Origin of the sequence: Sphingopyxis sp. MG (genome assembly GCF_002953155.1) — a bacterium.
Taxonomy (GTDB): domain Bacteria; phylum Pseudomonadota; class Alphaproteobacteria; order Sphingomonadales; family Sphingomonadaceae; genus Sphingopyxis; species Sphingopyxis granuli.
In genome coordinates this window covers 1,647,834-1,674,192 of record NZ_CP026381.1, presented here as the reverse complement: position 1 = coordinate 1,674,192, position 26,359 = coordinate 1,647,834, and the positions used below count along the sequence as shown (strand labels likewise).

Below are 26,359 nucleotides of genomic sequence, written 5' to 3'. Positions count from 1 at the left end.
GAACGGATGAGGCAGCGCGCCGAACGCCAAATCCCCACAGGCCATAGGACGACATGGGACGACCGTCACCTGTCGAGCCTGCCAGGCTTCTCATCGAAAGCCGCGCCTTGCAATGATGGGGCAAGGTCATATGGTCGCGGCATATTTCAACAGGGGATCATCATTCATGGCGCGTTTCGCAATCGCCTTCGCGGCGGCTCTGGCCTGTTCGACTTCGGCTCACGCGCAGGCCGCCGCCGAAGGAACCGGTACCGACACGTGGGACGTCAACGCCCCGCCCGGCATGACGACGCGCACGGTGCCGATCGCGGTCGACGAGGGAAGCTGGATGAACGTGGACGTCGCGCCCGACGGCCGCACCATCGCCTTCGACCTGCTCGGCGACATCTATACGATGCCGATCGAGGGCGGGACGCCGACGCGGATCGCCGAGGGGCTCGCCTATGAACAGCAGCCGCGCTTCTCGCCCGACGGTTCGCGCATCGCCTTCGTCTCCGACCGCGGCGGCGGCGACAATATCTGGGTGATGAACCGCGACGGCAGCGACAAGCGCCAGCTTTCCAAGGAGGATTTCCGCCTTCTCAACCAGCCGAGTTGGAGCCCCGACGGCCAGTTCATCGTCGCCAAGAAGCATTTCACCACCGGCCGCTCGCTCGGCACCGGCGAGGTGTGGCTGTATCATATTTCTGGCGGCGGCGGCGTTCCGCTGGTCAAGCGCCCGAGCGAGCGCCACCAGAAGGAACTCGGCGAGCCGACCTTCGCGCCCGACGGCAAGGGCGTCTATTACACCCGCAACGTTTCCCCCGGCCCGATCTTCGAATATGCGCAGGACAGCAACACCGACCTGTTCCATATCGAACGCTATGACATGGACAGCGGCGCGATCACCACCGTCGCCGGCGGTCCCGGCGGCGCGGTGCGGCCGACGCCCTCGCCCGACGGCAAGCGCATCGCCTATGTCCGCCGCGAAGGCATGGAATCGAAGCTCTATGTGAAGGACCTCGCCTCGGACGCCGAGCGCAAGCTCTATGACGCGCTCGATCAGGATGTGCAGGAAACCTGGGCCGTCACCGGCGTCTATCCGAACATGGCGTGGACCCCCGACAGCCGCGACATCCTGTTCTGGGCCGGCGGCAAGCTGCGCCGCGTGGCGGGCGACGGCGGCGAAGCGCGCGTCATCCCCTTCCGCATCTCCGACGACCGCGTGATCGTCGACGCCGTCCATCCCGCGGTGGCAGTCGCGCCCGACAGTTTCGAGACGCAGATGCCGCGCTGGGCCGAAGTGTCGCCCGACGGCGGTCAGGTCGTGTTCGAGACGCTGGGCAAGCTGTGGATCAAGCCCGCGACCGGCGGCACCGCCCGGCGCCTGACCGCGGCGAAGGATGCTGCGTTCGAGATGTGGCCGAGCTGGTCGCGCGACGGCAAGTCGGTCGTCTTCGTGCGCTGGACCGATGCGGGGCTCGGCGAAGTCCACGTCGTCGGCGCCGGCGGCGGCGCGACGCGCAGGGTGACGAGCGTGCCCGGCCACTATGCCGAGCCGCGCTTCTCTCCCGACGGCGGGACGATCGTCTTCGAACGGCGCGGCGGCGGCTACCTGACCTCCGGACGCTGGGGCGCGAACCCCGGCGTCTATCGCGTCGCGGCGGCCGGCGGCACGCCCGAACTCGTCGACGCGGACGGCGCCAAGCCGCAGTTCGGGGGATCGGGCGACCGATTGTTCATGGTCGCATCGGGCGGCGGCAAGAGCCAGCTTGTCAGCACCGACCTGTCGGGGCAGGACAAGCGCGTTCATGCCAGCGGCGAACTGGTCAGCGATTACGAGATTTCGCCCGACGGCCGCACCCTCGCCTTTCGCCAGAACCACGACGTCTATGTCACGCCGCTGATGCCGGGCGCGCAGGATGTCGCGCTGGGGATGAAGGGCGGCGCGCTGCCCGTGACGCGCGTCAGCGACAGCGGCGCCGATTATGTCCACTGGTCGAACGGCGGCCGCCGGCTTCACTGGACGCGCGGCCCGACGCTGTTCAGCGCCGACCTTTCCGCCCTGTTCGCCGGCGCGCCGGGCGCGAAGGCGGCCTTCACACCGCCCACCGCCGGCGTGTCGCTGTCGATGACGCAGAGGGCGGCGAAGCATCGCGGCGCGGTGCTGATCACCGGCGCGAAGATCGTCACCATGGCCGACAAGCAGGGCGGGATCGTCGACAATGGCGCGATCCTGATCGAGGACGACCGCATCGCGGCGATCGGCCCGGCGGGGTCGCTCACCGTCCCGGCGGGCACGGTGACGATCGACGCGGCGGGCAAGACCATCGTTCCCGGCTTCGTCGACGGTCACGCGCACGGCCCGCACGGCGACGACGAACTGGTGCCGCAGCAGAACTGGTCGGAGATCGTCAATCTGGCGATGGGCACGACCACCAGCCACAACCCGTCGTCGCGCGCCTCCGAAATCTTCGTCTCGTCCGAAATGCAGCGCGCGGGCCTGATCCTCGCGCCGCGCATCTTTTCGACCGGCGAGGCGATCTATGGCGCGAAGGCGGCGGGCATCTATGCCGAGATCGACAGCTATGCCGATGCGCTCGCGCATGTCCGGCGTCTGAAGGCGCAGGGCGGGCACAGCGTCAAGAACTACAACCAGCCGCGCCGCGAACAGCGCCAGATGGTCGTGCGCGCCGCGCAGGCCGAGGGGATGACCGTCGTGCCCGAAGGCGGGTCGATGTACGCGCAGGGCGTGACCCTGATCCAGGACGGCAACGCGACGGTCGAGCACAATATCCCGCTCCACATCTTCTACGGCGATCTGGTGCAGCTGTGGGGACAGACCAACGTCGATTATACGCCGACGCTCGTCGTCACCTTCGGCGGCCTCGCGGGCGATCCCTATTGGCGGGCGCACACCAATGTCTGGGAGCAGCCGGTGCTGGCGCGGCACATTCCGCCGACCATCCTCGCGGCGGAGAACAAGCGCCGCGTGATCGCGCCCGAAAGCGACTATGTCGACGACGATTCGGCGCGCGAGGCGGCGAAGATCGCGGCGGCCGGGCGCAACGTGTCGATCGGGGCGCACGGCCAGCAGGCGGGCCTCGGCGCGCATTGGGAGATGTGGTCGTTCGTCCGCGGCGGCTGGAGCGCCATCGACGCGCTACGCGCCGCGACGATCATGCCCGCGACCGCGCTCGGCTATGCGAAGGATGTCGGCTCGCTCGAGGTCGGCAAGCTCGCCGACCTCCTCATCCTCGACGCCGATCCGACCGAGAATATCCGCAACAGCGAAAGCATCCATCGCGTGATGCTGGGCGGCCATCTCTATGACCCGTCGACGATGAACGAGGTCGATACCGGGGCGCGGAAGCGCGCGCCCTACTGGTGGGAATCCGACCGTCCCTGACCATCGGGCGGCGACGCTCCGCTTTTGCGACTTGAGGGTTGCAAAGGCGGGGCATCGCCGCTAGGGGCGACGGCCTCAGCGAGGAGAGTTGGCTGAGTGGTCGAAAGCGTCGCACTCGAAATGCGAAGTGCCGGCAACGGTACCGAGGGTTCGAATCCCTCACTCTCCTCCATTTTCTTCCTGGTTCGCGGCCGTGTCGTGGACGGCAAGATTCACCGGCAGGCGGTTGAAACGCAGCGCCGCGGTCATAAATTGGCGTCATGACGGCAAAATCCTCGCCCTTCACCGACATGCCCGGCGTGCGGGCCCCCTTGATCGAGCGCGCGCGCTTTGCGCCGGGCGACATCGTCCGCCACCGCATGTTCGATTTCCGCGGCGTGGTCTTCGACGTCGATCCCGTCTTCTCGAACAGCGAAGAATGGTATGAGGCGATCCCCGAGGCGATCCGCCCGGCGAAGGAGCAGCCCTTCTATCACCTCATGGCCGAGAGCGACGACTCCTCCTACATCGCCTATGTCAGCCAGCAGAATCTGGTGGCGGACGGCGAAGCCGGGCCGGTCGATCATCCACAGCTCGCGGCGATGTTCGACGGGCTCGACCGCGGGCGCTACCGCGTCCGCGCGATCCACCGGCACTGATCCGCCGCGCGATCAGGCCTTGAGCTTCCAGCCCGATGCCAGCAGGCGATAGGTCAGGACGCCCAGCGCGACATTGACCGCGAGGAGGATCAGCGCCGCGGTCAGCACCGGATGCGCCATCGAGGAATCGACGGTGCCGATGAAGCCGTAGCGGAACCCCATGATCGCATGATAGACGGGGTTGGCATGCGTGATCGACTGGAACCACGGCGCCAGCCGGTCGACCGAATAGAAAGTGCCCGACAGCAGCGCGAGCGGCGTCACCACGAAATTGGTCACCGCGGCGGCATGATCGAACTTTTCGGCCCAAACCGACGTGATCAGTCCCAGAAAGCCGAGCATCGTCGCGCCGAGCAGGCCGAAGGCCACGACCGCACCCGGATGGCGCGGCATCACGTCGACACCGGGCCACAGGAGCATCGCCGCCCACAGCGCCAGTCCGACCAGCACCGCGCGGGTGACCGCGGCGCCGATCATCGCGACGATCAGTTCGCCGACGCCCAGCGGCGGCATCAGATAATCGACGATCGTGCCCTGAATCTTGCCGACCAGCAGCGAAAAGCTCGAATTGGCGAAACTGTTCTGGAGCATCGCCATCATGATCAGCCCCGGCGCGACGAAATCGGCGAACGGCACGCCGATGACCTGGCGCCCCGCCCCGCCCAGCGCCACGGTGAAGATCACCAGGAACAGCAGGGTCGTGACCGCGGGCGCCCAGATTGTTTGCAGCTGGACCTTGAAAAAGCGCCGCACCTCCTTGACATAAAGGGCCTGTGTGCCGGGAATGTTGAGCGTGCGGATGCGTGGGACTCCGGGTTCGGCGAAGGGCTGCGTCGCAGCCGGAACGCCGGAGTCGGATCGCGAAATTTGGGGCTGGTCGTTCATGGCGTTCTCGCCTATCGCCTCCCCGACTTCACCGCAAGCTGGGCCTTGACGCCCTGGCCCGCCGGTTCGCGTCGCGATACCGGCGACCGGTAAAGATGAGGAATAGAGCATGTCATGGACCGATGAGCGCATCGAGCAGCTGCGCAGCATGTGGGAAAAGGGGCTGACCGCCAGCCAGATCGCCGACGAGCTTGGCGGTGTCAGCCGCAACGCCGTGATCGGCAAGGCGCATCGCCTTGGCCTCAAGTCGCGTCCGTCGCCCGTGAAGGCGACCGAAAAGGCGAAGCCGGCGCGATCCGCCCCGGTGCCGAAACCGGCCGCGCCGACACCGACGCCCGCGCCGCGCGCTGCCGAGCCCGCGTCCGCTCGCCCTGCCCCGGCGCCGCGCGCCGAGCCGCGCCCGGCGGCGGCCGTTCCGCCGACGCCCGCTCCCGATGCGGCGCCGAAGGCCGATGGACCGCGGATCGTCTCGATCGGACCCGGCGGCTTCATCCGGCAGGGACCGGGCGACCAGCAGGCGCCGATTCCGCCCGCGCCGCCGCGCCGTCTGGTGCCCGCCAAGCCGAGCCCGGAAATCGCCGACAAGACGAGCCTGCTCGACCTCAACGACCGCATCTGCCGTTGGCCGATGGGGCATCCGGGCGAGCCGGATTTCCATTTTTGCGGTGAAGCGGTGAATCCCGGCTTTCCTTATTGCGTCGAGCATTGCGGCCGCGCCTATCAGGCGCAACTGCCGCGCGGCACACGCCGCCCGCCGCCGCCGCCGCCCTTTGGCGGACCCCGCGTCCGGTGACGCCGTTCGGTCAGGATTTCCATTTCGCGCGAACGCTCGGCCTCCAGATGATCGAGCGCGGCGGCGGCGGCTGCAAGATGGCGATCGCGATCGATTCCGAACGGCATTTCAATCCGCATGGCGTCGCGCACGGCGGTGTCGCCTACACGCTGGCCGACACGGCGATGGGCGGCGCGCTGTCCAGCCTGCTCGACGACGACCAGTGGTGCGCGACGCTGGAGATCAAATGCAACTATCATGTCGGGGTGCGCGAAGGCCTGCTGACGTGCGAGGCGCAGGTGGTCCATCGCGGCAAGCGCATCGCCAACATCGATGCCCGCCTGTTTCAGGATGGGCGAATGGTATGTAGTGCCAACGGGAACTTCGCGATCTTCGCGGCGCCCGACGCGGCACGTGAAAAGGGCGCCGACTCTGCCGAGCCGGCGCCCCTTGCGCTGGATCAGACCCTTGCGCTGGATCAGAATCGATAGCTGATCGTTCCGCGCACGCTGTGGGTGCGGAAATGGGGGTCGCTGCGCTGGATGTCGACACCGGTGAGCGGATCGGGCGCCGGCGCGCTACCCTGGCCGACGCTGACGGTATAGTCGTCGTCCTTGAGGTCGGTGTAGAGATATTCGAGGCCGACGGACAGATTCCTCGCCGCCATCACCTCGACGCCGCCGCCGGCCGAATAGCCCCAGCCGTTGGTCTTGCCGCTGTCGGCGAAGCTGTTCACGCTGTTCGTCGTCGCGAACTTGTTGTTGAGCCGCGCATAGGCGCCGCCGCCCGTGACATAGAAGAGCGCGCCGCCGCCCGGCGTATAACCGGCGCGCAGGCGGGCGCCCGCCTGCCAGTCGGCCTCGCGGCTCATCATATAGCTGTCACCCGCGTCCGAGAAACCGCTGACGCTGTCGCGCGCCTCGCTGCGTCCGCCTTCGATCACGGCGCCGAGCACGAAATTGCCCATGCGGCGATCATAGCCGATCCGCCCGAAATATTCGGGGCCGTCCTTGTCGTTGCGGCACCCGATATTGGCGGTGCTCGTCGCGGCGCCGTTGCAGAAACCGGGCGCGAACACATCGCCGCCCGCCGCGTCGAGGACCGGGTCGCCATAGGCGCCGTCCTGGTTGGTGTCGAAGACCAGCGTCTCGCCGCGGTCGCTGCCCTGGAGCGTGCCGCCGCCGCCGATCGAGACATAGGGACCGTTGAAGTCCTGCGCCGGGTCGTGATTGTCCTGCGCCATCGCCGGGACGGCCAGGATCGTGGCCGCCGTGGCGGCAAGAAGGGAGGGGAATCGCATGTTATTTCTCCATTATTCGGTGGCTTTGCAGCCGCCCCCCAAACCCGCGGTGTGCGCGCGAAGTTCCTGCGCCACCGCGAAATGCGACGAGCCGAGCGCCGCGCACGATGCATGAAAGGGTCCGAAAACCGCGCTTGCCAGCCCCCTTTGCGCCCTCCTATAGCCAGACCATGAGTCACGATTTGTTCGATGCCGCCAGCCCCGCGACCGACAGCTACAACGCCTCGCAGATCGAGGTTCTGGAGGGGCTGGAGCCTGTCCGCCGCCGTCCCGGCATGTATATCGGCGGCACCGACGAGCGCGCGCTGCACCACCTTGCCGCCGAGGTCATCGACAATTGCATGGACGAAGCGGTCGCCGGTCATGCCAACCGCATCGAGGTGACGCTCGATGTCGGAAACCGGCTGACGATCGTCGACAACGGCCGCGGCATCCCGATCGACCCGCACCCGAAATTTCCCGGCAAATCGGCGCTCGAGGTCATCATGACCACGCTCCATTCGGGCGGCAAGTTCGAAGGCAAGGCCTATGCGACGTCGGGCGGCCTGCACGGAGTCGGCGTCAGCGTCGTCAACGCGCTTTCGGTCGAAACCACCATCGAAGTTGCGCGCAGCAAGCAATTGTATCGCCAGCATTTCTCTCGCGGCGTTCCGCAGGGGCCGCTCGAAGCGCTCGGCACGACGCCGAACCGGCGCGGCACCAGCGTCAGCTTCGTTCCCGACCCGGCGATCTTCGGCGAGCATGGCCGTTTCAAGCCCCAGCGGCTGTTCCGCATGGCGCGCGCCAAGGCCTATCTGTTCGCGGGGGTCGAGATCCGCTGGAAATGCGCGCCCGAACTGATCGGCGACGACACGCCGACCGAAGCGGTATTCCAGTTTCCCGGCGGCCTCGCCGACCATCTGAAGGACCAGATCGGGACGCGCGAATGCGCGACCGCCGAACCTTTCGTCGGGCGGCAGGATTTTCCGGGCGATCAGGGACGCGCCGAATGGGCGATCGCCTGGCCGCTGTGGTCCGACGGCAGCTACGCCTGGTATTGCAACACCATCCCCACCCCGGCGGGCGGCACGCACGAGGCGGGGCTGCGCGCCGCATTGACGCGCGGGCTGCGCGCCTTCGGCGAACTGATCGGGCAGAAGAAGGCGGCGCAGATCACCGCCGACGACGTGTTCAACAGCGGCGAGATGATGCTGTCGGTGTTCATCCGCGATCCCCAGTTCCAGAGCCAGACCAAGGACCGGTTGTCGAGCCCCGAAGCCGCGCGGCTGACCGAAAATGCGGTGCGCGACCATTTCGACCATTTCCTGTCCGACAATATGGATCGGGGCCGCGCGCTGCTCGGCCTGATCCTCGAACGGATGGAGGAGCGGCTCAAGCGCAAGGCCGAGCGCGAGGTGAAGCGCAAGACCGCGACCAGCGCGCGCAAGCTCCGCCTGCCCGGCAAGCTCACCGATTGTGCGAACGACGGCCCCGAAGGCACGGAATTGTTTATCGTCGAGGGCGACAGCGCCGGCGGCAGCGCCAAGCAGGCGCGCGACCGCAAGACGCAGGCGATCCTGCCGATCCGCGGCAAGATATTGAACGTCGCGAGCGCCAGCGCGGACAAGATCCGCGCCAATCAGGAGATCGCCGACCTCGCGCTCGCGCTCGGCTGCGGCATGCGCAAGGATTGCGACGCCGACCGGCTGCGCTACGACAAGATCGTCATCATGACCGACGCCGACGTCGACGGCGCGCATATCGCGACGCTGCTGATGACATTCTTCTTTCAGGAGATGCCGGACATCGTGCGGAACGGGCACGTCTATCTCGCGCAGCCGCCGCTCTATCGGCTGACGGCGGGCGCGATGACGGCCTATGCGCGCGACGATGCGCATCGCGCCGAGTTGGAAGCGAGCGTCTTCAAGGGCAAGCGGGTCGAGGTCGGCCGTTTCAAGGGGCTGGGGGAAATGAACCCCAACCAGCTCAAGGAAACGACGATGGACCCGAAGTCGCGTTCGCTGCTGCGCGTGACCCTGCCGCAGGAATATGAAGGGCGGCATCAGGTCAAGGACCTCGTCGACCGGCTGATGGGCAAGCACCCCGAGCATCGCTTCCAGTTCATCCAGGCCAATGCCGCGACGCTGGACGAGGCGGCGATCGACGCCTGAGGCGGGTCAACGCCTCTGAAGGCGAAGAGGGCAGAAGGGAAAACGACGCCATGACCCGCCTCCGCACCGCCCTGCTCTCCTCCCTCCTGCTCGCCCCCGCGCTCCCCGCCCCCGCGCTGTTCGCCCAGCCCGCAGAAACTACCGCGCCGGCGGCGGCATCCTTCGACGCGCGCGCGGGACAGATCGTCGGCCTGCTCACGGGACGCGTTCCCTTTGCGGACAGCTTTGCCCCGTCCTTTCAGACCGCGGTTCCCGAGGCGCAGTTCCGCGCGATCGCGGCGAACCTGATCGCGCAATATGGCCAGCCGATCGCGGTCGACAGCACGGCGTCCGACAATGGCCGGTCGGGAACGGTGCGGCTGCGGTTCGAGCGCGGCATCGCGACGGTCCGCCTCGACATCGGACCGCCGCCCGAAGCGCGGATCACCGGCCTGCAGTTCACCGGCTTCACGGTGTCCGACGACACTATGGAGCGCGTGACGGGGGAAATCGCGGGCTTGCCGGGGCGCAGCGGCTTTCTGGTCGCCGAAATCGACGGTAACGCGATCCGCCCGATCGCCAGCGCCAACCCCGACCGGCAGTTCGCCACCGGCTCGACCTTCAAGCTCTATGTCCTCGACGAGCTGGCGGCGGCGGTCGCGGCGGGCGAGCGGCGCTGGCGCGACGTCGTGCCGCTGTCGCACCTCAGCTTCTCTTCCGCGGCCACCGGAAACTGGCCGCCAGACACGCCGGTCACGCTGCAGACGCTCGCCAACTGGATGATCTCGGTCAGCGACAATGGCGCGGCCGACACGCTGATCCACCTGCTGGGCCGCGAGCGGATCGAGGCGCGGATGCGGGCCGCCGGCCACAGCGCGCCGTCGCGCAACATCCCCTTCCTGACCACGGTCGAGGCCTTTGCGCTCAAAGGCGACAATTTCGCCGACCTGCGCGCGCCGTTCATCGCCGGAAACGACGCGCAGCAACGGCGGATCCTCGACGCGAACCGCCATCGTTTCACGCTCGCCCAGGTCGACGGCGTCAGCTTCGGCGGCGAACCGCGCTTCATCGACAATCTCGAATGGTTCGCCTCGCCGATGGACGTCGCGCGGGTGCTCGTCGACCTGAAGGCGCGCCGGTCGGATGCCGCGATGGCGGCGATGGCGATCAACAACGGCGTGGGTCCGGCGGCCGCCGCCGACTGGTCGTGGCTCGGCTACAAGGGCGGGTCCGAACTGGGAGTGCTGTCGATGAGCCTGCTCGGACGGCGCAAGGTCGACGGCAAATGGTTCGTCGTCACGGCAAGCTGGAACAATGACAAGGCCGACCTCGACGGCGCGAAACTGGTCGGCCTCGTCACGCGCCTCCTCGCCCTCGCGGCGAGGGATGGCGTCACGCCGTCAGCGCCGCCACCAGCGCCTTGACCTTCGCCTGCCGCCATTGCGGCAAGGGGGCGACGAGCCAGTAGCCGCGCTTCACGGCGAAAGGCTCGCGCACCAGCCGGACGCGCCCCGCCGCCAGATCGGCCTCCGCCAGCATCGCCGGGACATTCGCCTGCCCCAGCCCGTTCGCCGCGGCGTCGATCGCAAGGCCCGCATCGCCGAGCCGCAGCGCGGGCTCGCCGTCCTCGACCGGGCAGCCGGGCCACGCGATGCGCGTCTCGCTCTCGCTGCCGTGTCCCGCGACCGTCACCATATGCGCTTCGGACAGCGGCACGCCCTCATGCTCGCCGGCGCCGTCGGTCCAGAAGATCGCGAGGTCGAGGTTCGCCTCGGTGAAGTCGATGCCGTCGTCGGCCGACACCAGCGTGAAGCGGACGTCGGGCGCCTGCTGGCTGTAACGCGCGAGCCTGGGCGCGAGCCATTTGGCGGTCAGGTCGCGCGGCGCGGCGATCGTCAGCGATTGCGACGACTGGCCCGCCTGCATCGCGCGCACCGATTCCTCGAACATCAGGAACCCCTGCCGCAGCGCGTCGAGCCCGGCGGTCGCCTCTCCCGTCAGTTCCAGCCCCTTCGGGGTGCGGCGGAACAGGACGACGCCGAGCATATCCTCCAGCGCGCGTATCTGTTGCCCGACGGCGGCGGGAGTCACCGCCAGTTCGTCGGCGGCGCGCGTGAAGCTGAGGTGCCGGGCAGCGGCATCGAACACGCGCAGGGCGTTCAGCGGCAGGTGGGTGCGCTTCATGACGCGGTTGCCGGTGCCACCAGCGGGAATTGCGGGATCGCGACGAGCATCTGCGATCCGTCGCCCATCTCCATCATATAGCTGCCGACCATCGACCCTTCGGGGGTGGACAGCGGACAGCCCGATACATAGTCGAACGACGCGCCGGGCGCGATCAGCGGCTGTTCGCCGACGACGCCCTCACCCTCGACCTCGCTCACCTGGCCGCGTCCGTCGCTGATCCGCCAATGGCGGCTGATCAGTTGCGCCGCGACCGCGCCGTCATTTTCGACCCGGACGTGATAGGCCCAGAACCAGCGACCGAGGGCCGGATGCGACTGTTCGGGCAGATAGCTCACCGCCACGCGCACGGTGATCGGCCCGGTGGTCGCCGCAAAGGGGAAGAGAGAGTCGATCATCGTCCGGGCAAGGTCGCTCAAAGCCCCACCCTGGTCAATGCCTGGTCGAGGTCGGCGATGACGTCGCGCGGATCCTCCAGCCCGATGTTGACGCGCAGCAGCCCCTCGCCGACGCCCATGTCGAGCCGCACGTCGGGGCTGACGCCATAATGGGTGGTCGTCCACGGATGGCAGCACAGGCTGCGCGCGTCGCCGATGTTGTTGCTGATGTCGACGAGTTCGAGCGCATTGAGGAAGGCCATCGCCTGCGCGGCGCCGCCGGGCAGGTCGAAAGCGAAGATCGGTCCGCACGCCTCCATCTGGCGCGCCGCCAGTTCGTACTGCGGGTGGCTGGGAAGCCCCGGATGCAGCATGCGCGCGACGCGTCCCTCGATCGCCTTGCCGACCGCGAGCGCATTCTCCGACTGGCGCCGCGCGCGCAGGTCGAGCGTTTCGAGGCCTTTCAACACCACCCACGCGCTGAACGGCGACAGGTTTGGACCGGTGTTGCGCTGAAACGGCAGCAGGACGTCGTTGATGAACGCCGCGCTGCCGCACACCGCGCCGGCGAGCACGCGCCCCTGTCCTTCCATCAGCTTGGTCGCCGAATAGGCGACGACGTCTGCGCCATAGTCGAGCGGGCGCTGGAGCACCGCGGTCGCGAAGGCGTTGTCGACGACGCTGGTGATGCCGTGCGCCTTCGCGAGCCCGCAAACATGCGCCATGTCGACGATGTCGAGCGTCGGATTGGCGGGGGTCTCGAAGAAGAAGACCTTGGTATTGGGGCGGATCGCCCTTTCCCATGCGGCATTGTCGCGCCCGTCGACCACCGTCGATTCGATCCCGAAGCGCGGGCACAGCGTGTCGACGAGCCAGCGGCACGACCCGAACGCCGCCTTGGCCGCGACGATATGGTCGCCCGCCGACAATTGGCACAGCAGCGCCGTGGTCATCGCCGCCATGCCACTCGCCTGCGCGCGGCACGCCTCGGCCCCTTCGATCAGCGCGATGCGTTCCTCGAGCATCGCGACGGTCGGGTTCTGCAGGCGCGAATAGGTCATGCCCTGCTCTTCGCCGGCGAAGCGCGCCGCGACGCTCTCCGCGCTGTCGTAGCTGTAGCCCGAGGTCAGGAAGAGCGCTTCCGACGTCTCACCATGCTCGCTGCGCCACGTGCCGCCGCGCACCGCCTGCGTGGCCGGATGCCAGCGGCGCGTCCTGTCGCGATCGAAACCCGTCGTCTTCTTCATCTGCCCTGTCCGTTCAAAGCCGAAACCACCGCATCGCCGAGCGCGGTCGTTCCCATCGTGCCGCCAAGGTCGGCGCCGCGGCAACCGTCGGCGAGCACCTGCCCCACCGCCGCCTCGATCCGCGCCGCATTCGCCTCGTCGCCGCCCGAATGGCGCAGCAGCATGGCGAGCGACAGGATCATCGCCAGCGGGTTGGCGATCCCCTTGCCCGCGATGTCGGGTGCGCTGCCGTGGATCGGCTCGTAGAGCCCGCGGCGTCCCTTGCCCAGCGAGGCCGAGGCGAGCAGGCCGATCGAGCCGACGCACATCGACGCCTGGTCGGACAATATGTCGCCGAACAGATTGCCGGTGACGATCACGTCGAACTGGCCGGGATTGCGGACGAGCTGCATCGCGGCATTGTCGACATACATGTGGCTGAGCGCGACGTCGGGATATTCGGCCGCGACCTCGATCACCACGTCGCGCCAGAGCTGCGAGGTTTCGAGGACATTGGCCTTGTCGACCGAGCAGAGCCGCTTGCCGCGCCCCTGTGCCGCGCGGAAGGCGACCTGCGCGATCCGCCGCACTTCGCTCTCGCTGTACGCCATGACGTCATAGCCCTCGCGCTCGCCGCCTGCGGTCGTGCGCGTGCCCTTCTCGCCGAAATAGACGTCGCCGTTGAGTTCGCGGACGATCAGCAGGTCGATCGCCGACGCGACCTCTGGACGCAGCGCGGAGCTGTCTTCGAGCCCCGGAAACAGCTTCGCGGGGCGCAGGTTGGCGAACAGCCCCAGTTCGGCGCGCAGGCCCAGAATCGCCTGTTCGGGCCGCAGATGGCGCTCGACCGCATCGAAGCGCGGATCGCCGACCGCGCCGAAAAGAATGGCATCGGCCGCCTTCGCCTTTGCCAGCGTTTCGGGCGGCAGCGGGTGGCCGCTCGCTTCATAGGCTGCGCCGCCGACCAGCGCGCGGTCGAGCGTCACCGGCAGCGCCAGCGCGTCCAGCACCTTCCCGGCCTCCGCCATGATTTCGGGACCGATGCCGTCGCCGGCCAGCAGCAGGATCTTCAATGCTTCGCCTTCCCGTCCGGATCTGGCCGTTCGCCCTGAACGTGTCGCCGGGCTGGTCTTCTCTGTCACGCCGTCGAAAGAAGGACGGTGCTTCGACAAGCTCAGCACAAACGGAGGAAGCGGATGGCCTTGGTTTGACGGGGACGCTCTAAGCAGGCTGGTCGCTTCACGCAACCGCCCTCTTGAGCCGGTCGAGCAATCTTTCCCTTGCCGTCAGCAAGTCGCGGTTGCGCCCGTCGAGCCCGTCGCGGTCGAGAAAATGCCCGGTCAGTGCCAGAAAATCGATGACATCCGTCATCGTGGGTTCGGCCGCCGTCCCGTCGGGCCGATCGTTGCGCAGGAACGGCGGCAGGCGGAGAAGCCGGCTTTCATATCCGGCGGCGGCGGCCGTGCTTACGGCGCCACCCGACTTCGGGCTGACATAGGCCAGATCGTCGGACGTTCCCGTCACGACGCATTCGCCGAGGTCGAGCCCGAAACCGAGTTCGGCGAGCAGCAACAATTCATAGCGCCCGAGCGCAAGCGCCCATTGCCGCGCCGATGGCGCAACGCCGATGGCATCGAGAACGGCGGCCAGCGCGACGTAGAGGGCCGGATAGGGCTGCGCTTCGGGCAGCGTCGCCGCGGTCAGGCTGGTCGCCCATTCGATGGCCGCCGCGGGCAGCGGCTCGGCAAGCAGCGGCGCCCGGCTCGCCAGCAGCTCGACCGTCGCGCCGCCGAGCTGCTCCTCGGTCCGCGCCCGCAGGTCGAGCGCGACCAGATTCCCCGGCATCAGGATCGGCCGCAGGCGCCGCGAGCGGCCACCGCGCACATAGCCCGCGACCAGCCCCGCCTCGCGCGTCAACGCGCGCAATATCGCGCCATGCTCGCCGTGCGCGCGCACTGCGCAGACGATGGCCTCGGTAGAGAATTGCACAGCGCTACCGGATGCCTGCCTGCAATTGACGGAGTACAATCGTAGCTTCCGGATGAATCGATGTGTCTCCGATTCTTCGTTTAAATTCGATAATCTGCCAACTTCTGGTCGATAGCTGCGCGTCAAGCACTTTGTATGCTTTGGCACCTAGAGCGATGATACGTGCCGGTCTTAGCGCAGATATCGCCGGTTGCGTTGTCATCCTCCATACTCTTCCGATTTCGCCGCGCCGTGGCTGGACATCTTGCCGAGTTCGAAAGGGCAGAATGTTCATGAAGGCAATGTCCGATTCCCTTTCTCCTGTGGCGTCGATGATTTTGGAAATGATGCGCCAAATATTGTGAGTTCTTTGCGTCTGCATCCATAAACTAGACAATGCGCCCATTGCTTCTTTCTGATCTGATACAGAGCGGGCTTCTTTGAGGCGGCGACATGCGTCATAAAGTGCTTTGTCAGAGGGATTGCCACGATAGTTGTCGCCACCGCCGCCTGGGTTGATTCCCACGAGCAGCGTACCACCATCCCATGAAGAACCCACCCAACCGGGTGCGGCCTGCATTGCATCATCAACTGACGTTTGGGGCATCAAACGCTCATCATCGAACACCTCTTGTCGCTTGAGGCGCGCGATTCGAGCAAATGCCTGCACTATTTCTTCGTTCACAGCTCAGCCCTTTCCCACCTTCAGAGAATTCAACCCAAGAATCAGGCGGTCAGGCTGGCCAAAGCACCATCTGCGTCTGCGTTACCAGCGCGACATCGGCGCCGTCCTCGGTCCGGATGCGCGTCTGCCATACCGAGAGCCGCTTGCCGATCCTGACCGGCGTCGCCTCGCCGATCAGCACCGACCCTTCGGGACCGGCGCCGAGGAAATTGGTCTTGCTCTCGATCGTCGTCGTGCCGCTCGCCCCCTCGGGCAGCGTCAGGAACGCGCCCACCGCGCCAAGGCAGTCGGCAAAGGCCATGATTGCGCCGCCATGGACGATATGCCCGGCGGTGCAGATTTCGGGGCGCACGGGCAGTTTGCCCGCGACGCGATCCTTCGTTCCTTCGTGGATGGTGACGCCCAGCGTTCCTGCCAGCGGCATCGCGGCTGCAAAATCCATAGTCTATCCTTCCCTTTCACCCCCTCCTCTGAAGAGGAGGGCATCAAAGATCATCCCCCCGCATGATAGAAATCATACACCGCCTGCGCGACGCCCGCGCTCACTCCGGGCGCCTTCTGCAAATCCTCGAGGCTCGCCCCGCGCACCGCGCGCGCGGTGCCGAAATGCATGAGCAGCGCCTTCTTGCGCGCCGGCCCGATCCCCGGCACCTCGTCGAGCGGCGACGACCCCATCGCCTTCGCGCGCTTCTGCCGATGCGCGCCGATCGCGAAGCGGTGCGCCTCGTCGCGCAGGCGCTGGATATAGAAGAGCACCGCGTTGTTGGGGGGCAGTGTGAATTCGCGCCCGTCGGGCAGATAGAAGGTCTCGCGCCCCGCGTTGCGGTCGGGCCCCTTGGCGACGCCGACATAGGGCAGATCGTCGATCCCCAGTTCGGCGAACACGGTCGAGACCGCCGACACCTGTCCGCGCCCCCCGTCGATCAGCACCAGATCGGGCCATTCGCCCCTGGTCCGTTCGGGATCTTCCTCGATCGCGCGCGCGAAACGGCGCTGGAAGACTTCGCGCATCATCGCGAAATCGTCTCCGGGCTGCGTCTCAGCGCGCTTGATGTTGAACTTGCGATAGGCGCCCTTGATCCAGCCCTCGGGGCCCGCGACGACCATCGCGCCGAGCGCGTTGGTCCCCTGGATATGGCTGTTGTCGTAGATTTCGATGCGCTGCGGCGCCTCGTCGAGGTCGAACAGCTCGGCGAGTTCGCGGCCGAGCTTCGCCTGCGTGCTGCTTTCCGCCAGCCGGCGGTCGAGTTCCTCCCCCGCGTTGCGCACCGCCTGTTCGAGGAGACGGCGGCGGTTGCCGCGCTGCGGCACGCTGATCTCCACCTTGCGTCCTGCCGTTTCGCTCAACGCCTCGGCGAGCAGCGGACAATCGTCGGGCTCGCGATCGACGAGGATCAGCTTGGGCGGCGGCACGCCTTCGTAGAATTGCATCAGGAAGCTCGCCATCACCTCGGCTTCGGGCACCCCCGCGACGTGCGCGGGGAAGAAGCTGCGATGCCCCCAGTTCTGCCCGCCGCGGATGAAGAAGCCCGCGACGCAAAGCTGCCCGCCCTTCGCCGCGAGCGCGAAGACGTCGGCGTCGCCCAGCCCGTCGGCGTGGACCGACTGGCTGCCCTGGATGAAGGTCAGCGCCTTCAGCCGGTCGCGCAGCACCGCCGCCAGTTCATAGTCCATCGCCTCGGCGGCCCTGGTCATCGCGGCGCCGAGCCGTTTCTGCACCGCGGTCGAGCGGCCTTCGAGGAAATCCTGCGCGTCGCTCACCAGTTCGGCATAATCCGCCTTGCCGATCCGCCCGACGCACGGCGCCGAACAGCGGCGGATCTGGTAGAGCAGGCAGGGACGCGAGCGGTTGGCGAAGAAACTGTCGGTGCAGCTTCGCAGCAGGAAGGTCTTTTGCAGCGCGTTGAGCGTGCGGTTCACCGACCCGGCGCTCGCGAACGGCCCGTAATAGCGCCCTTTGGCGCGCCGCGCGCCGCGGTGCTTCTGGACGCGCGGGAAATCATGGTCGGCGCGCAGCAGGATGAAGGGGAAGCTCTTGTCGTCGCGCAGCAGCACATTGTAGGGCGGGCGATAGCGCTTGATGAGCTGCGCTTCGAGCAGCAGCGCCTCGGCCTCGCTGGTGGTGGTGACGATCTCCATCGCGCGCGTCTGCGCGACCATGCGCTGGAGCCGCTGCGGCAATCGCGCGACCTGCGTGTAATTGGTGACGCGGTTCTTCAGCGCGCGCGCCTTGCCGACATAGAGCACGTCGCCGCGCGCATCGAGCATGCGATAGACGCCGGGCCGCACCGGCAATTTGCGCACCACGCCGCGGATCACCTCGGCCCCGCGCGTCAGGTCGGGCTTGTCGCCCTCCGCCCCGCTGCCGCGGACGACATAGGTCGCCTTCTCTTCGTTGAACCGGTCGGGAGCGTTAGGGCGAGCCATGGCTGCCATGTAGGCGATGACGCGACGGGTCGCCATAGGGGCGGGCCAGAAAGCCGCGATAGCCCCCAGAAACAAAAACGCCCGCGGATTTTCCGCGGGCGCCTTGGTCCGGCGATGCCGAACGATCAGCCCTTGGCGACCGCCGCGATGGCCTTATCGACGAGGGCCGCGTCCGCCTTGGCATCGTGCCGGGCGGCGATCAGAGCGGCCGCCGCGTCGGTGGCGGCCTTCGCCGCCGCTTCGCGCACATCGGCGAGCGCGCTGGCTTCGGCGGCCGCGATGCGGTCCTCGGCCATCTGCTTGCGGCGCCCGATCAGCGCGGTCGCGTCGGCCTTCGCCTTGGCGACGAGACTCTCGGCCTCGGCTTCGGCGCGGGCGCGCAGTTCCTCGGCTTCCTTTGCCGCGTGGGCGAGCTTCGCCTCATATTCGGCCTTCAGCGATTCGGCGTCGAGCCGGAGCTGTTCGGCTTCGCTGAGCTGTCTGGCGATTTCGGCGATCTTCCTGTCGAGCATCGCGCCGATCCCGGCGGGCGCCTTTTTCCAGACGAGAACGCCGAGGAAGATCGTCATCGCCAGCGCCACCCACCAGCTCGGCGACGACAGGATCGAGCCCGCCGCGCCGCCGCCATGCGCCGCACCGGCGGCTTCGGACAGGATCAGAGTCAGATTAGCCATGGAGCACCGCCTTCACCGCCTGCTTCGCGTCCGCGGCGGCGACCTTCACACCCGACAGCTTCGCGACGAGTTCGCTCGCCGCTTCCGCCGCGACCGACTCGATCTCGGCCATCGCCGATCCGCGCGCCGCGGCGACAGCGGCTTCGGCCGCCGTCATTTTCTGAGCCAGTTCGGCATCGACCTTGGCAAGGCGCTTTTCGGCGTCGCGCGCCGCCTTGTCCTTCGCATCCTGCACCGCCTTTTGCGCGGCGGCGCGGCTGAGGTCGCTCTGCTGGCGATATTGTTCCTCCAGCCCGTCGGCGGAGGCGTGCGCCGCCTTGGCCGCGGCCAGATCGTCGGCGATCTTGCGGTCGCGCGCGTCGACGGTCGCCTCGATCTTGGGATACATGCCGAGACCGATCACCACGAAAACCGCGCCGAAAATCAGCGCGAGCCAGAAAAGCTGCGATGCGAAGAACCAATTTTCCGCAAGCTGGTTGATCTGTGGCATTTCTCTTCTTCCGATTGACGACTGCCCGGCGCACGCGCGCCGAAAGGCCGCCGCGCCGTCCCGCCACACGGCGGAACCGGCGCGGCGTCGACCGTCAGGCCGCCTTCAGATAGAGCAGGATCGCGATCAGGAACGACAGCAGGCCCAGAAGCTCCGCCGCGGCGAAGCCGATGAACAGACGGCCCTGCTGACCGTCGGCCGCCGCCGGATTGCGCAGCGCGCTTTCCAGGAAGCTGCCGAAGACATTGCCCACGCCGATCGCGGCCATGCCGGCGCCGATCGCGGCGAGACCGGCACCGATGAGCGTCGCTGCTTGTGCGTCCATGAACTTAACTCCTTGAGATAAACGTTTGGATTAAAACGGGATTAGTGAAGATTGACCGCGTCGTTGATATAGAGCGAGGTCAACAGGGCGAAAACATAGGCCTGGATGCCCGCGACCAGCAGCTCGAGCGCGCTGATACCGATCATCAGGGCGAGGCTGGCGATGCCGACCGGGAGCCCGATCGCGACGCCGGCGCCCGAGCTCTGGACGATGAAGTTCGCGAACACCTCCAGCAGCACGTGTCCGGCGGTCATCGCGACGAACAGTCGCAGGCCGAGGCTGAACGGGCGCACCATGAACGACACGAACTCGATCGGCGCGATGAACGGGATCATCGGCCACGGCGTGCCGTGCGGGACGAAGAGCGAGAAGAAATGCAGCCCGTGGCGCCAGAAGCCGACGACCAGCACGATCGCGAAGGACAGGATCGCGAGGATGCCGGTGATGGTGAAGTGGCTCGTCACGGTCAGCGGGTGCAGGCCGGCCAGCGCAAAAGGCACCATTCCCAGCACGTTGCAGAACAGAATGAACATGAAGAGCGAAAAGACATAGGGCGTATACTTGCGCCCTTCCGGTCCGATGTTCGTCGACATCATCGACGACACGAAACCGGTGAAACCTTCGACGGCCATCTGCCAGCGCCCGGGAACGAGCTGCCGCTTCATGCCGCCGAGCATGAAGAGCCACAGGATGACGGCGGCGGCGGCCATCCAGACCGCACTGGTGGTCAGCCACACCTCCCGTCCCTCGACCGCGAACAGCTTCGCGATCGGTTCGACGGTGAACTGGTGCATCGGGTCGAATTTACCGGCCTCTGCGGACACGCGCGTCACTCCAAACTATCCCCGCGCCTGACGGTGCCGGGCTGAACCTTGAGCCTATGCCGAACCGCCCTTGTCGCGCGATGCGGCATTGGCGATCCGAAAGATATTCCTGAAGGCGACGACGACCCCGAGAGCCAGCATCCCCAACAAACCCCAGGGCGAGGTGTCGGCGAAGCGGTCGATCAGCCAGCCGATCAACGCACCGCCCAGCATCCCGCCCAGCAATTCGGCCAGAACCCGGTTTCCGAGCCGATAATTGGCGTCGGATTCGGGCGCACTGACCCCGGCCCGCCTGGCTTCTGCGGCTTCGGCCCGGTCCAATCGCTCTTCGAGCGAGACCAGGCGCGAATCCTCCGAAGCTGGTTCCGGATCGCTGCCATTCCCCGTCATCTTCCGCCATCCTCCTGAAACAGAACCGGAATGCCCCGATTCTGCCTGCGAAAAAAGGCCCGAAAAATCGGGGGACCCCTGAGGCGCGGTCCGTTTAGAAACGCCGCCCCATGAAGTCAATGCCCGCACGCGAGCGCGCGGCTTAATCTTGCTGCGCTGCGGCAATATCGTTCGGAGCGTGCCTCTTGCGGACGCAAAAATGCCGCCGCGTTTAGGGGCGCGGCGGCATCAAGCGCCCGCGGGCGCTGCGAAGCTCTGATCTCAGGGGCAGCGCGAATCCCGCACCGGCGCGCCGCTGTCGCGGGTCAGCCAGCGGCCGTCGGGCGCCTTGTACTTCTCGCCCGCCCTGGTCTTCGCGATCAGGTTGCATCCGGTCGCAAAGGCGAACTGCTCGACCGTGCTGCCCTGCGGCGCATTGCTGGTATAGGCGGCCTTGCGCTTGATGTTGATGTCGGTGACGAGCTTGCGCACCGCATCGGTCGGCGTCGACACGAAGCCCAGATAGCCATCGGGCTGCTCGCCGATCTGGCCGTCGGCCCGTGCCTGCTCATAGGCCGGATCGCGCTGCGCCATCGCCGAGGGAACGGCGACCGCCACCGCGGCGGTGACTGCAATCGCCGCCATCGCCATCGTGCCGGGTTTCCACTGTTTCACACGCATCTCTTTTGTGTCCCCAATCCAGTTCGCGTCAGAATATCTCGCTATTCTGCTCGATGAGCTTCTTCGCATCGCCATCCAGCCTATACACGACTTCCTGCTTGATGTTGATGTTCAGGTTGATCTCGATCGGCTTGTCCGGCGTGTCGATCTGTACGCAGCCCGCGAGGGCAGGCGCAAGGATCAGGCTCGCCAGAGCATGCGCGCCGATGGCATGCCTCCTTGCTCCGGTCTTGATGGCGGTCATGGCATGGGCTCGCTTTCTGGGGGCTGAACGGGTTTCGATGCGGCGGCGGCCGCGGCTTCGGCCTCTTCCTGCACGCGCAACAGGGTCGACAGATTCTGTTCGATCAGCAGCGTCGGATCGTAGAATCCCTTGGCCGATGTGATGAGCTGGCGGAAGGGCGCCTGGATCTTGACGTTGAAGACCAGCGGCAATCGGGCGATCTGTTTGGTCAGGAAATTGCGCGTCGCGCCCTCGCCCTGCCCCACGCCGCCGAAGCGGATGTCGGTCACCATCTCGCCGTCCAGATCCCCGTTCAATATGATCGTCAGGTCGTCATATTGGAGCGATCGCAGCGCGCCAAAGGCAAAATTGGCGATCGCGCCCAGATTGTGGTTCGACAGTTCGCCGACATAGGCGAGCGTCCCGCCGCCGGCGCGCGCGTCGATCCGCCCGCCGACGATGCGCCCGCCGAGCCCGTCGAATTCGACCGGCAGCGTCCCGTCGAACAGGCCGGTCGCGTTGATGTTGTCGAAGCCGAACTGCTGGAGGAAAATCGCCGCATCGACGCCGACGATGTCGAACGACAGGCGCCGCGTCTGGCTGGCGTTGAAATCGAGCGTCGTCGGGTGCAGCGACAGTTCACCGCCCGCGAACGGCCAGCGCCCACCGTCGATCCGCACGCGATTGTCGCCGAGCAGCCGATAGGTGATCGTCCCCCCGATCACCGGGATGCCCGGGTTGATCTCGTCGATCCGGGCCACCTGCCCCGGCGCCGACCGCAGGCCGATCAGATCGTCGAAGGTCAAGGTCGCGGTCAGCCCCGTCACCGGACCGAAGGCAGCGGCCAGATTCGCGTCGGCGGTCGCGAAGGTGCCGTGGCTGGTGACGCCATCGGGCGTCCATTCGATCCGCCCGTCGCCGACGACCGATCCCTGGACGTTGGCGACGACGCCGAGCGCGAGGCGGGTGAGCTGATCGGGCTGGAACCGGTCGTCGAATCGCAGTTCGCGGACCTTGAGGTCGGCGGCGCCGGTGCCGCTGTCGAGCCGGTGGGTGATCGTCGTGTCGACGACCGATCGCCCGCTCTTCTCTTCGCGAAATGCCGCCTCGGCATCGATCGCGCCGTTCGCGAAGCGCAAATGCGCGCCTTCGGCGACGAGCGGAAAGAAGCGCGCGTCGGGCTCTGCGTCGGTCAGGCGCACGCCGCCGTCGAGCGTCAGCCCGCCGCTGTCCCAGCGCCATGCCCCCGCAATGTCGGACAGGATGAGCGGAACGGCGCCGATCTTGCCGCCCGCGCCCTTGAGGTCGCCGCCCATCCCTTGCGCCGCCCGGCGACCGGTCAGCGATGCGGCGGCGAAACGCGTCGCGCCGTCCCCCTCGCCCAGCCGCACCTCGGCGCCGGCCAGCGCCCAGCGCATCGCGGCCAGATCGATGTCGGCACCGCGCGCATCGAAAGCGAAGGGCGAGGTCCCGCTCGTCCCGCGCAGCGCGATGCCCGGCACGCGGATATGCCCGCGCAGCCCCTGCGGCCCCGCGCTCAGCAGCGGCGCGCCGGGACGGCTGCACAAGTCGATTCGCGTGGGTGCCAGCCGGAACCCGCCCACATCGACCCGGTCGGCGCCGATTCGCGTGCAGCCGCCGTCGAGCGCGAGCGCGCCGTTCGGCGCCAGCACGCCGGCGAGCGGCACCGACAGCCGCTCGACGCGCCCATCTCCGACCGGCCCCGACAGCTCGGCGCGGGTCGCGAAACGCAGCAGCGCGCCGCCCGAGAATCGCACCGGAGCCAGCGCAAGGCGCGCGCCGCCGGCGGCATAGGGTTCGACTGTTGCGACGCCGGCGATCGTGCCATCCGCGTGCCGGTCGAGCTGGAGCGATCCCGACGGCAGGCCGCCGCCACCGAATGCCCATTGTCCGGCGGCGATCACGGCGGATTCGGGCGCGCCCAGCAGATAGGCGATGCGGCTGTCGTCGCTGCCGGTGAAATAAGCGCCGCTGGCACCGCGCAATTCGGGAGCGATCAGCTCGATCCGGGCCGATTTCCCCTCCCCCGCCAGCGCGAATCGCGCCTTGCCTCCGGTTTCGGCGAGCATGGCGGCAAGCGCCGTCGCCGCGCGCTCCGCCAACGGGCCGACCGGGGTGCCGTCGAGCGAGCGACCACCCTGAACGATGGCGCGCCGCAGCGCTTCGCCGGCGCGGGCGCGGGCGAATGTCAGTTCGCCGTCGACCTTCGGCGCCTGCTCGCCGACCGTGGCCCTGGCGGTCAGCGCCACCTGCTCGGCGGTGACGGCATCGGCGCGCAGCCCCGCCATCGCCGCCTCCACGCTGATCGCGGTGCGACCGGCGTCGCCCGAGAATTGCGCGCGGGCGCCGATCCGTTCGGCCGCCGCCGGTCCCGCCGCGAGCCGGACAATGCTGGCATCGGCGGTACCCCGCCATTGGCGCAGATCCTCGGACAGCGAGAGATCGAGCGCAATCTGCGGCGACGCAGCCGTCAGCTTGCCTTCGGCGCAGGCGAGGCTTGCGCCGCGGAGCGGCCCGACAAGCTGCGGCCGCACGTCGCGCACGCGCACGCTGCCGTAAAAGCTGACGTCGCGACCGCTGCACCCGGCCGCGGCGAGCGTCGGCGCGACCAGCGCGAGCCTTCCGTCAAAATCCCGGCGCAGATTGCCCTTCCCGTTCAGAGCCGCACCGACGGCGCCCCACGGCGTCCTCACGCGCGCGCGCGCATCGTCGAGCGTCACCGCCAGATCGGGCAGCACGAAAGGCGACGTGCTCGTCGGATCGCGGAACTTGTCGAGCGCGCCGAAAGACAGGCGCCCGTCGGCGAAGGCGCCGTAGAGACGCACGCCTTCGGCGTCGATCCGCGCCACATAGGGACCGGTGAAGCCCCAGTCGAGCACGACCTCGACGCGGCGCGCGGTCAGGTCGGGACGCGCGGGATCGCCGATGACGATGTCGGTCAGCCGCTGGGTGCGGAAACCGATCCGTTCGATCGTGTAGCGCGCGGGCACCCCGCGCTGGTCGAGCTGGTCGCGAATGAAGCTGTCGGCGATCGGCGCGCGCGCGAACCACAGGCCCGCCGCGATCGCGATCAATGCCCCGCCCGCGATCCAGCGCTTGCGGAGCCGGGGCCGCGATGCCGAATCTGCGGCGACAGGCTCGTTCATGCGCGCGACCGCGACGAAAAAGTGGCGGATCGCGAAACCGGCGATGACGTCATGCGGTCATATTCCAATCTCGCCCGTTCCCCGTCCCCGGTCTGCCCTTCCTGTCAGCAACGCCGGAATTCCCGTTTCGCTGCAAGATATTGCACCGCATCGAAGCAAAAGCGTTTCTATGACCGTTGAGCGTGCCTCACAAGGCGGTTATTCCGGTCCCGACATGGCCGACGCGCCCGCCCCGATCCCGGACCACGCCGGTCATCGCGCTCGCTTGCGCGCGCGGCTGCTCGGCGGCGATGCCGATGGCATGGCCGATTACGAGCTGGTCGAATATCTGCTCGCGCTCGCCATCCCGCGTCGCGACACCAAGCCGCTCGCCAAGGCGCTGCTGCGCGAATTCGGTTCGCTGGCGCAGCTCGTCAGCGCCGACCCCGAATCGCTGCGCCGCGTCGCCGGCATGGGCGACACGGCGGTCGCGGCGCTGAAGATCGTCCAGGCGGCGAGCCTGCGGATGCTGAAGGGCGAATTTCGCGATCGGCCCCTGCTGTCGAGCTGGGACGCGCTGCTCGACTGGCTGCGCGCCGACATGGGGCCGATCGACATCGAACGCGTCCGCGTCCTCTACCTCAACGCGCGCAACATGCTGATCCGCGACGAGGTGATGAGCGAAGGGTCGATCGACCAGTCCGCCATCTATGTCCGCGAGGTCGTCAAGCGCGCGCTCGAACTGGGCGCGGCGGCGATCGTCCTCGTCCACAACCACCCGAGCGGCAGCCCCGAACCGAGCCGGCAGGACATCGCGATCACCCGCGACATCGCGGAGGCGGCGCGGAAGCTGGGGATCATGCTCCACGATCACATCATCATCGGCGGCGGCGATCATCGCAGCTTCCGCGCGATGGGCCTGTTGTAAGGCGGCGCGGACGCGCGCCCGGCTCCGGCCCGCGCCGCGACGCCATCGGAATGTTTGACTTGCGCCGCGCGGCACGACATCATCGCGCCATGCCGACTCAGTGCACCCCTTCCCGTTTCGACCTCCGCGCGGGTCAGATTCTCGTGGGCCTCTAGCCCCGGGTCCGGTGCCTCCTGCCCCGAACCCGGGGCGAAAATCCACCCAACCCGATTCCAGCGGCGCAGCCGAGCCTCGCCCGCAATCCTCTTTCGGAAAAAAAGAACCCATGACGACCACCAGCAAGGCGACCCGCCGGCCGCCCATCCACATGATCGATACCGAAGCCGACGCGCTGACCGACCTTGCTATCGCCAAGGAAGACGATCTGCCGCAGGTCAGCGAAATGCTGCTGAACGAAATCGCGCGCGCCACCATCCACAAGGCCGAGCGCATTCCGTCCGATGTCGTGACGATGCGCTCGACCGTCGAGTTCGTCGACGAGAACAGCGGCGCGGCGCGGACCCTGCAGCTCGTCTACCCGCGCGACGCCGATATCTCCGCGGGCCGCATCTCGATCCTGACCCCGGTCGGGGCGGGACTGATCGGCCTGCGCGAGGGCCAGACCATCCGCTGGCCCGACCGTGACGGGCAGGATCATAATCTGTCGATCGTCCGCGTCACGCAGGCCGAAGCCGCCTGATCCACGCGCACCGCGGACAAACGGAAACAGCCGCCGGATCG

At 67.6% G+C, this 26,359-nt stretch carries 26 protein-coding genes and 1 tRNA gene; 9 read left to right on the top strand and 18 right to left on the bottom strand.

Annotated features, from left to right (window positions below; genetic code table 11):
- Positions 1 to 166: 166 nt before the first annotated feature.
- The 3 genes from C3E99_RS07745 to hspQ all read left to right on the top strand — a co-directional run bounded on the left by C3E99_RS07745 (position 167) and on the right by hspQ (position 4,026).
- The gene (locus tag C3E99_RS07745; protein WP_076075405.1) at positions 167 to 3,388 is read left to right on the top strand and encodes an amidohydrolase family protein; all 3,222 of its coding nucleotides are present in this window, start codon (positions 167 to 169) and stop codon (positions 3,386 to 3,388) included.
- Between the two features lie 82 nt (positions 3,389 to 3,470).
- Positions 3,471 to 3,560 (top strand) — tRNA-Ser (locus C3E99_RS07740).
- Between the two features lie 88 nt (positions 3,561 to 3,648).
- Positions 3,649 to 4,026 (top strand): heat shock protein HspQ, encoded by a 378-nt coding sequence (gene hspQ / locus C3E99_RS07735; RefSeq protein WP_076075407.1) that lies wholly within the window; start codon positions 3,649 to 3,651, stop codon positions 4,024 to 4,026.
- A gap of 12 nt (positions 4,027 to 4,038) precedes the next feature.
- On the opposite strand, the gene C3E99_RS07730 is transcribed toward hspQ, so the two are convergent.
- A complete protein-coding gene (locus C3E99_RS07730; RefSeq protein WP_067113577.1) occupies positions 4,039 to 4,911 on the bottom strand; it encodes an ABC transporter permease in 873 nt (290 codons plus the stop codon).
- Between the two features lie 109 nt (positions 4,912 to 5,020).
- On the opposite strand from C3E99_RS07730, the gene C3E99_RS07725 reads away from it, so the two are divergent.
- Together C3E99_RS07725 and C3E99_RS07720 are read left to right on the top strand one after the other, a co-directional pair.
- A complete protein-coding gene (locus tag C3E99_RS07725; RefSeq protein ID WP_076075410.1) occupies positions 5,021 to 5,704 on the top strand; it encodes a GcrA family cell cycle regulator in 684 nt (227 codons plus the stop codon).
- Positions 5,701 to 6,174, top strand: a complete 474-nt coding sequence (locus tag C3E99_RS07720; protein WP_104959650.1) for a PaaI family thioesterase — start codon at positions 5,701 to 5,703, stop codon at positions 6,172 to 6,174. The genes C3E99_RS07725 and C3E99_RS07720 overlap by 4 nt, the downstream gene beginning before the upstream one ends.
- Here C3E99_RS07720 and C3E99_RS07715 read toward each other — a convergent pair.
- Entirely contained in the window at positions 6,162 to 6,983 is an 822-nt protein-coding gene (locus C3E99_RS07715; RefSeq protein WP_076075412.1) for an outer membrane protein, read from the bottom strand. The two genes, C3E99_RS07720 and C3E99_RS07715, sit on opposite strands and share 13 nt — an antisense overlap.
- Positions 6,984 to 7,153: 170 nt before the next feature.
- Here C3E99_RS07715 and parE point away from each other — a divergent pair, with 170 nt between their 5' ends.
- Both parE and C3E99_RS07705 read left to right on the top strand, forming a co-directional pair.
- On the top strand, positions 7,154 to 9,133 hold the full coding sequence (gene parE, locus C3E99_RS07710) for a DNA topoisomerase IV subunit B (protein WP_076075415.1): 1,980 nt from the start codon (positions 7,154 to 7,156) through the stop codon (positions 9,131 to 9,133).
- Between the two features lie 50 nt (positions 9,134 to 9,183).
- Positions 9,184 to 10,536, top strand: coding sequence for a serine hydrolase (locus C3E99_RS07705; protein ID WP_076075417.1), 1,353 nt, complete (start codon positions 9,184 to 9,186; stop codon positions 10,534 to 10,536).
- On the opposite strand, the gene C3E99_RS07700 is transcribed toward C3E99_RS07705, so the two are convergent.
- The 16 genes from C3E99_RS07700 to C3E99_RS07625 form a co-directional block, all read right to left on the bottom strand.
- Positions 10,505 to 11,296 (bottom strand): LysR family transcriptional regulator, encoded by a 792-nt coding sequence (locus C3E99_RS07700; RefSeq protein WP_067108945.1) that lies wholly within the window; start codon positions 11,294 to 11,296, stop codon positions 10,505 to 10,507. The genes C3E99_RS07705 and C3E99_RS07700 overlap by 32 nt on opposite strands.
- Positions 11,293 to 11,694: a Co2+/Mg2+ efflux protein ApaG gene (gene apaG / locus C3E99_RS07695; protein ID WP_174521650.1), complete on the bottom strand. Its 402-nt coding sequence runs from the start codon at positions 11,692 to 11,694 to the stop codon at positions 11,293 to 11,295. The genes C3E99_RS07700 and apaG overlap by 4 nt, the downstream gene beginning before the upstream one ends.
- A 17-nt stretch (positions 11,695 to 11,711) precedes the next feature.
- Entirely contained in the window at positions 11,712 to 12,920 is a 1,209-nt protein-coding gene (locus C3E99_RS07690; RefSeq protein ID WP_067108946.1) for a trans-sulfuration enzyme family protein, read from the bottom strand.
- Positions 12,917 to 13,972, bottom strand: coding sequence for a 3-isopropylmalate dehydrogenase (gene leuB, locus C3E99_RS07685; protein ID WP_067108948.1), 1,056 nt, complete (start codon positions 13,970 to 13,972; stop codon positions 12,917 to 12,919). Before leuB ends, C3E99_RS07690 begins: the two co-directional genes overlap by 4 nt.
- Before the next feature lie 166 nt (positions 13,973 to 14,138).
- Positions 14,139 to 14,888, bottom strand: coding sequence for a DNA repair protein RecO (recO, locus tag C3E99_RS07680; RefSeq protein WP_104959649.1), 750 nt, complete (start codon positions 14,886 to 14,888; stop codon positions 14,139 to 14,141).
- Between the two features lie 4 nt (positions 14,889 to 14,892).
- On the bottom strand, positions 14,893 to 15,552 hold the full coding sequence (locus C3E99_RS07675) for a hypothetical protein (RefSeq protein WP_104959648.1): 660 nt from the start codon (positions 15,550 to 15,552) through the stop codon (positions 14,893 to 14,895).
- A gap of 49 nt (positions 15,553 to 15,601) precedes the next feature.
- Positions 15,602 to 15,994, bottom strand: coding sequence for a PaaI family thioesterase (locus tag C3E99_RS07670; RefSeq protein ID WP_076075423.1), 393 nt, complete (start codon positions 15,992 to 15,994; stop codon positions 15,602 to 15,604).
- A 50-nt stretch (positions 15,995 to 16,044) separates the two neighbouring features.
- Entirely contained in the window at positions 16,045 to 17,979 is a 1,935-nt protein-coding gene (gene uvrC / locus C3E99_RS07665; RefSeq protein ID WP_067109017.1) for an excinuclease ABC subunit UvrC, read from the bottom strand.
- 125 nt (positions 17,980 to 18,104) lie between these two features.
- Positions 18,105 to 18,653 carry a F0F1 ATP synthase subunit B family protein gene (locus C3E99_RS07660; protein WP_076075425.1) on the bottom strand — a complete coding sequence of 183 codons (549 nt, stop codon included), beginning with the start codon at positions 18,651 to 18,653 and terminating at the stop codon, positions 18,105 to 18,107.
- On the bottom strand, positions 18,646 to 19,143 hold the full coding sequence (locus tag C3E99_RS07655) for a F0F1 ATP synthase subunit B family protein (protein ID WP_104959647.1): 498 nt from the start codon (positions 19,141 to 19,143) through the stop codon (positions 18,646 to 18,648). The genes C3E99_RS07660 and C3E99_RS07655 overlap by 8 nt, the downstream gene beginning before the upstream one ends.
- Before the next feature lie 94 nt (positions 19,144 to 19,237).
- Entirely contained in the window at positions 19,238 to 19,468 is a 231-nt protein-coding gene (locus tag C3E99_RS07650; protein ID WP_067108963.1) for a F0F1 ATP synthase subunit C, read from the bottom strand.
- A gap of 41 nt (positions 19,469 to 19,509) precedes the next feature.
- Positions 19,510 to 20,292 (bottom strand): F0F1 ATP synthase subunit A, encoded by a 783-nt coding sequence (locus tag C3E99_RS07645; RefSeq protein WP_067109020.1) that lies wholly within the window; start codon positions 20,290 to 20,292, stop codon positions 19,510 to 19,512.
- A 54-nt stretch (positions 20,293 to 20,346) separates the two neighbouring features.
- On the bottom strand, positions 20,347 to 20,847 hold the full coding sequence (locus C3E99_RS07640) for an AtpZ/AtpI family protein (protein ID WP_419964904.1): 501 nt from the start codon (positions 20,845 to 20,847) through the stop codon (positions 20,347 to 20,349).
- 96 nt (positions 20,848 to 20,943) lie between these two features.
- Positions 20,944 to 21,342, bottom strand: a complete 399-nt coding sequence (locus C3E99_RS07635; RefSeq protein WP_083675087.1) for a YdbL family protein — start codon at positions 21,340 to 21,342, stop codon at positions 20,944 to 20,946.
- Positions 21,343 to 21,370: 28 nt separating this feature from the next.
- Complete coding sequence (locus C3E99_RS07630) at positions 21,371 to 21,586, bottom strand: YnbE family lipoprotein (protein ID WP_067108972.1); 216 nt, start codon at positions 21,584 to 21,586, stop codon at positions 21,371 to 21,373.
- Positions 21,583 to 24,732, bottom strand: a complete 3,150-nt coding sequence (locus C3E99_RS07625; RefSeq protein ID WP_234002641.1) for a YdbH domain-containing protein — start codon at positions 24,730 to 24,732, stop codon at positions 21,583 to 21,585. The genes C3E99_RS07630 and C3E99_RS07625 overlap by 4 nt, the downstream gene beginning before the upstream one ends.
- 214 nt (positions 24,733 to 24,946) lie before the next feature.
- Between C3E99_RS07625 and radC the strand changes: the two genes are divergently transcribed.
- Both radC and rnk read left to right on the top strand, forming a co-directional pair.
- Entirely contained in the window at positions 24,947 to 25,639 is a 693-nt protein-coding gene (radC, locus tag C3E99_RS07620) for a RadC family protein (protein WP_104960343.1), read from the top strand.
- A 265-nt stretch (positions 25,640 to 25,904) separates the two neighbouring features.
- On the top strand, positions 25,905 to 26,318 hold the full coding sequence (rnk, locus tag C3E99_RS07615) for a nucleoside diphosphate kinase regulator (RefSeq protein WP_076075432.1): 414 nt from the start codon (positions 25,905 to 25,907) through the stop codon (positions 26,316 to 26,318).
- The last annotated feature ends 41 nt before the right edge of the window (positions 26,319 to 26,359 follow it).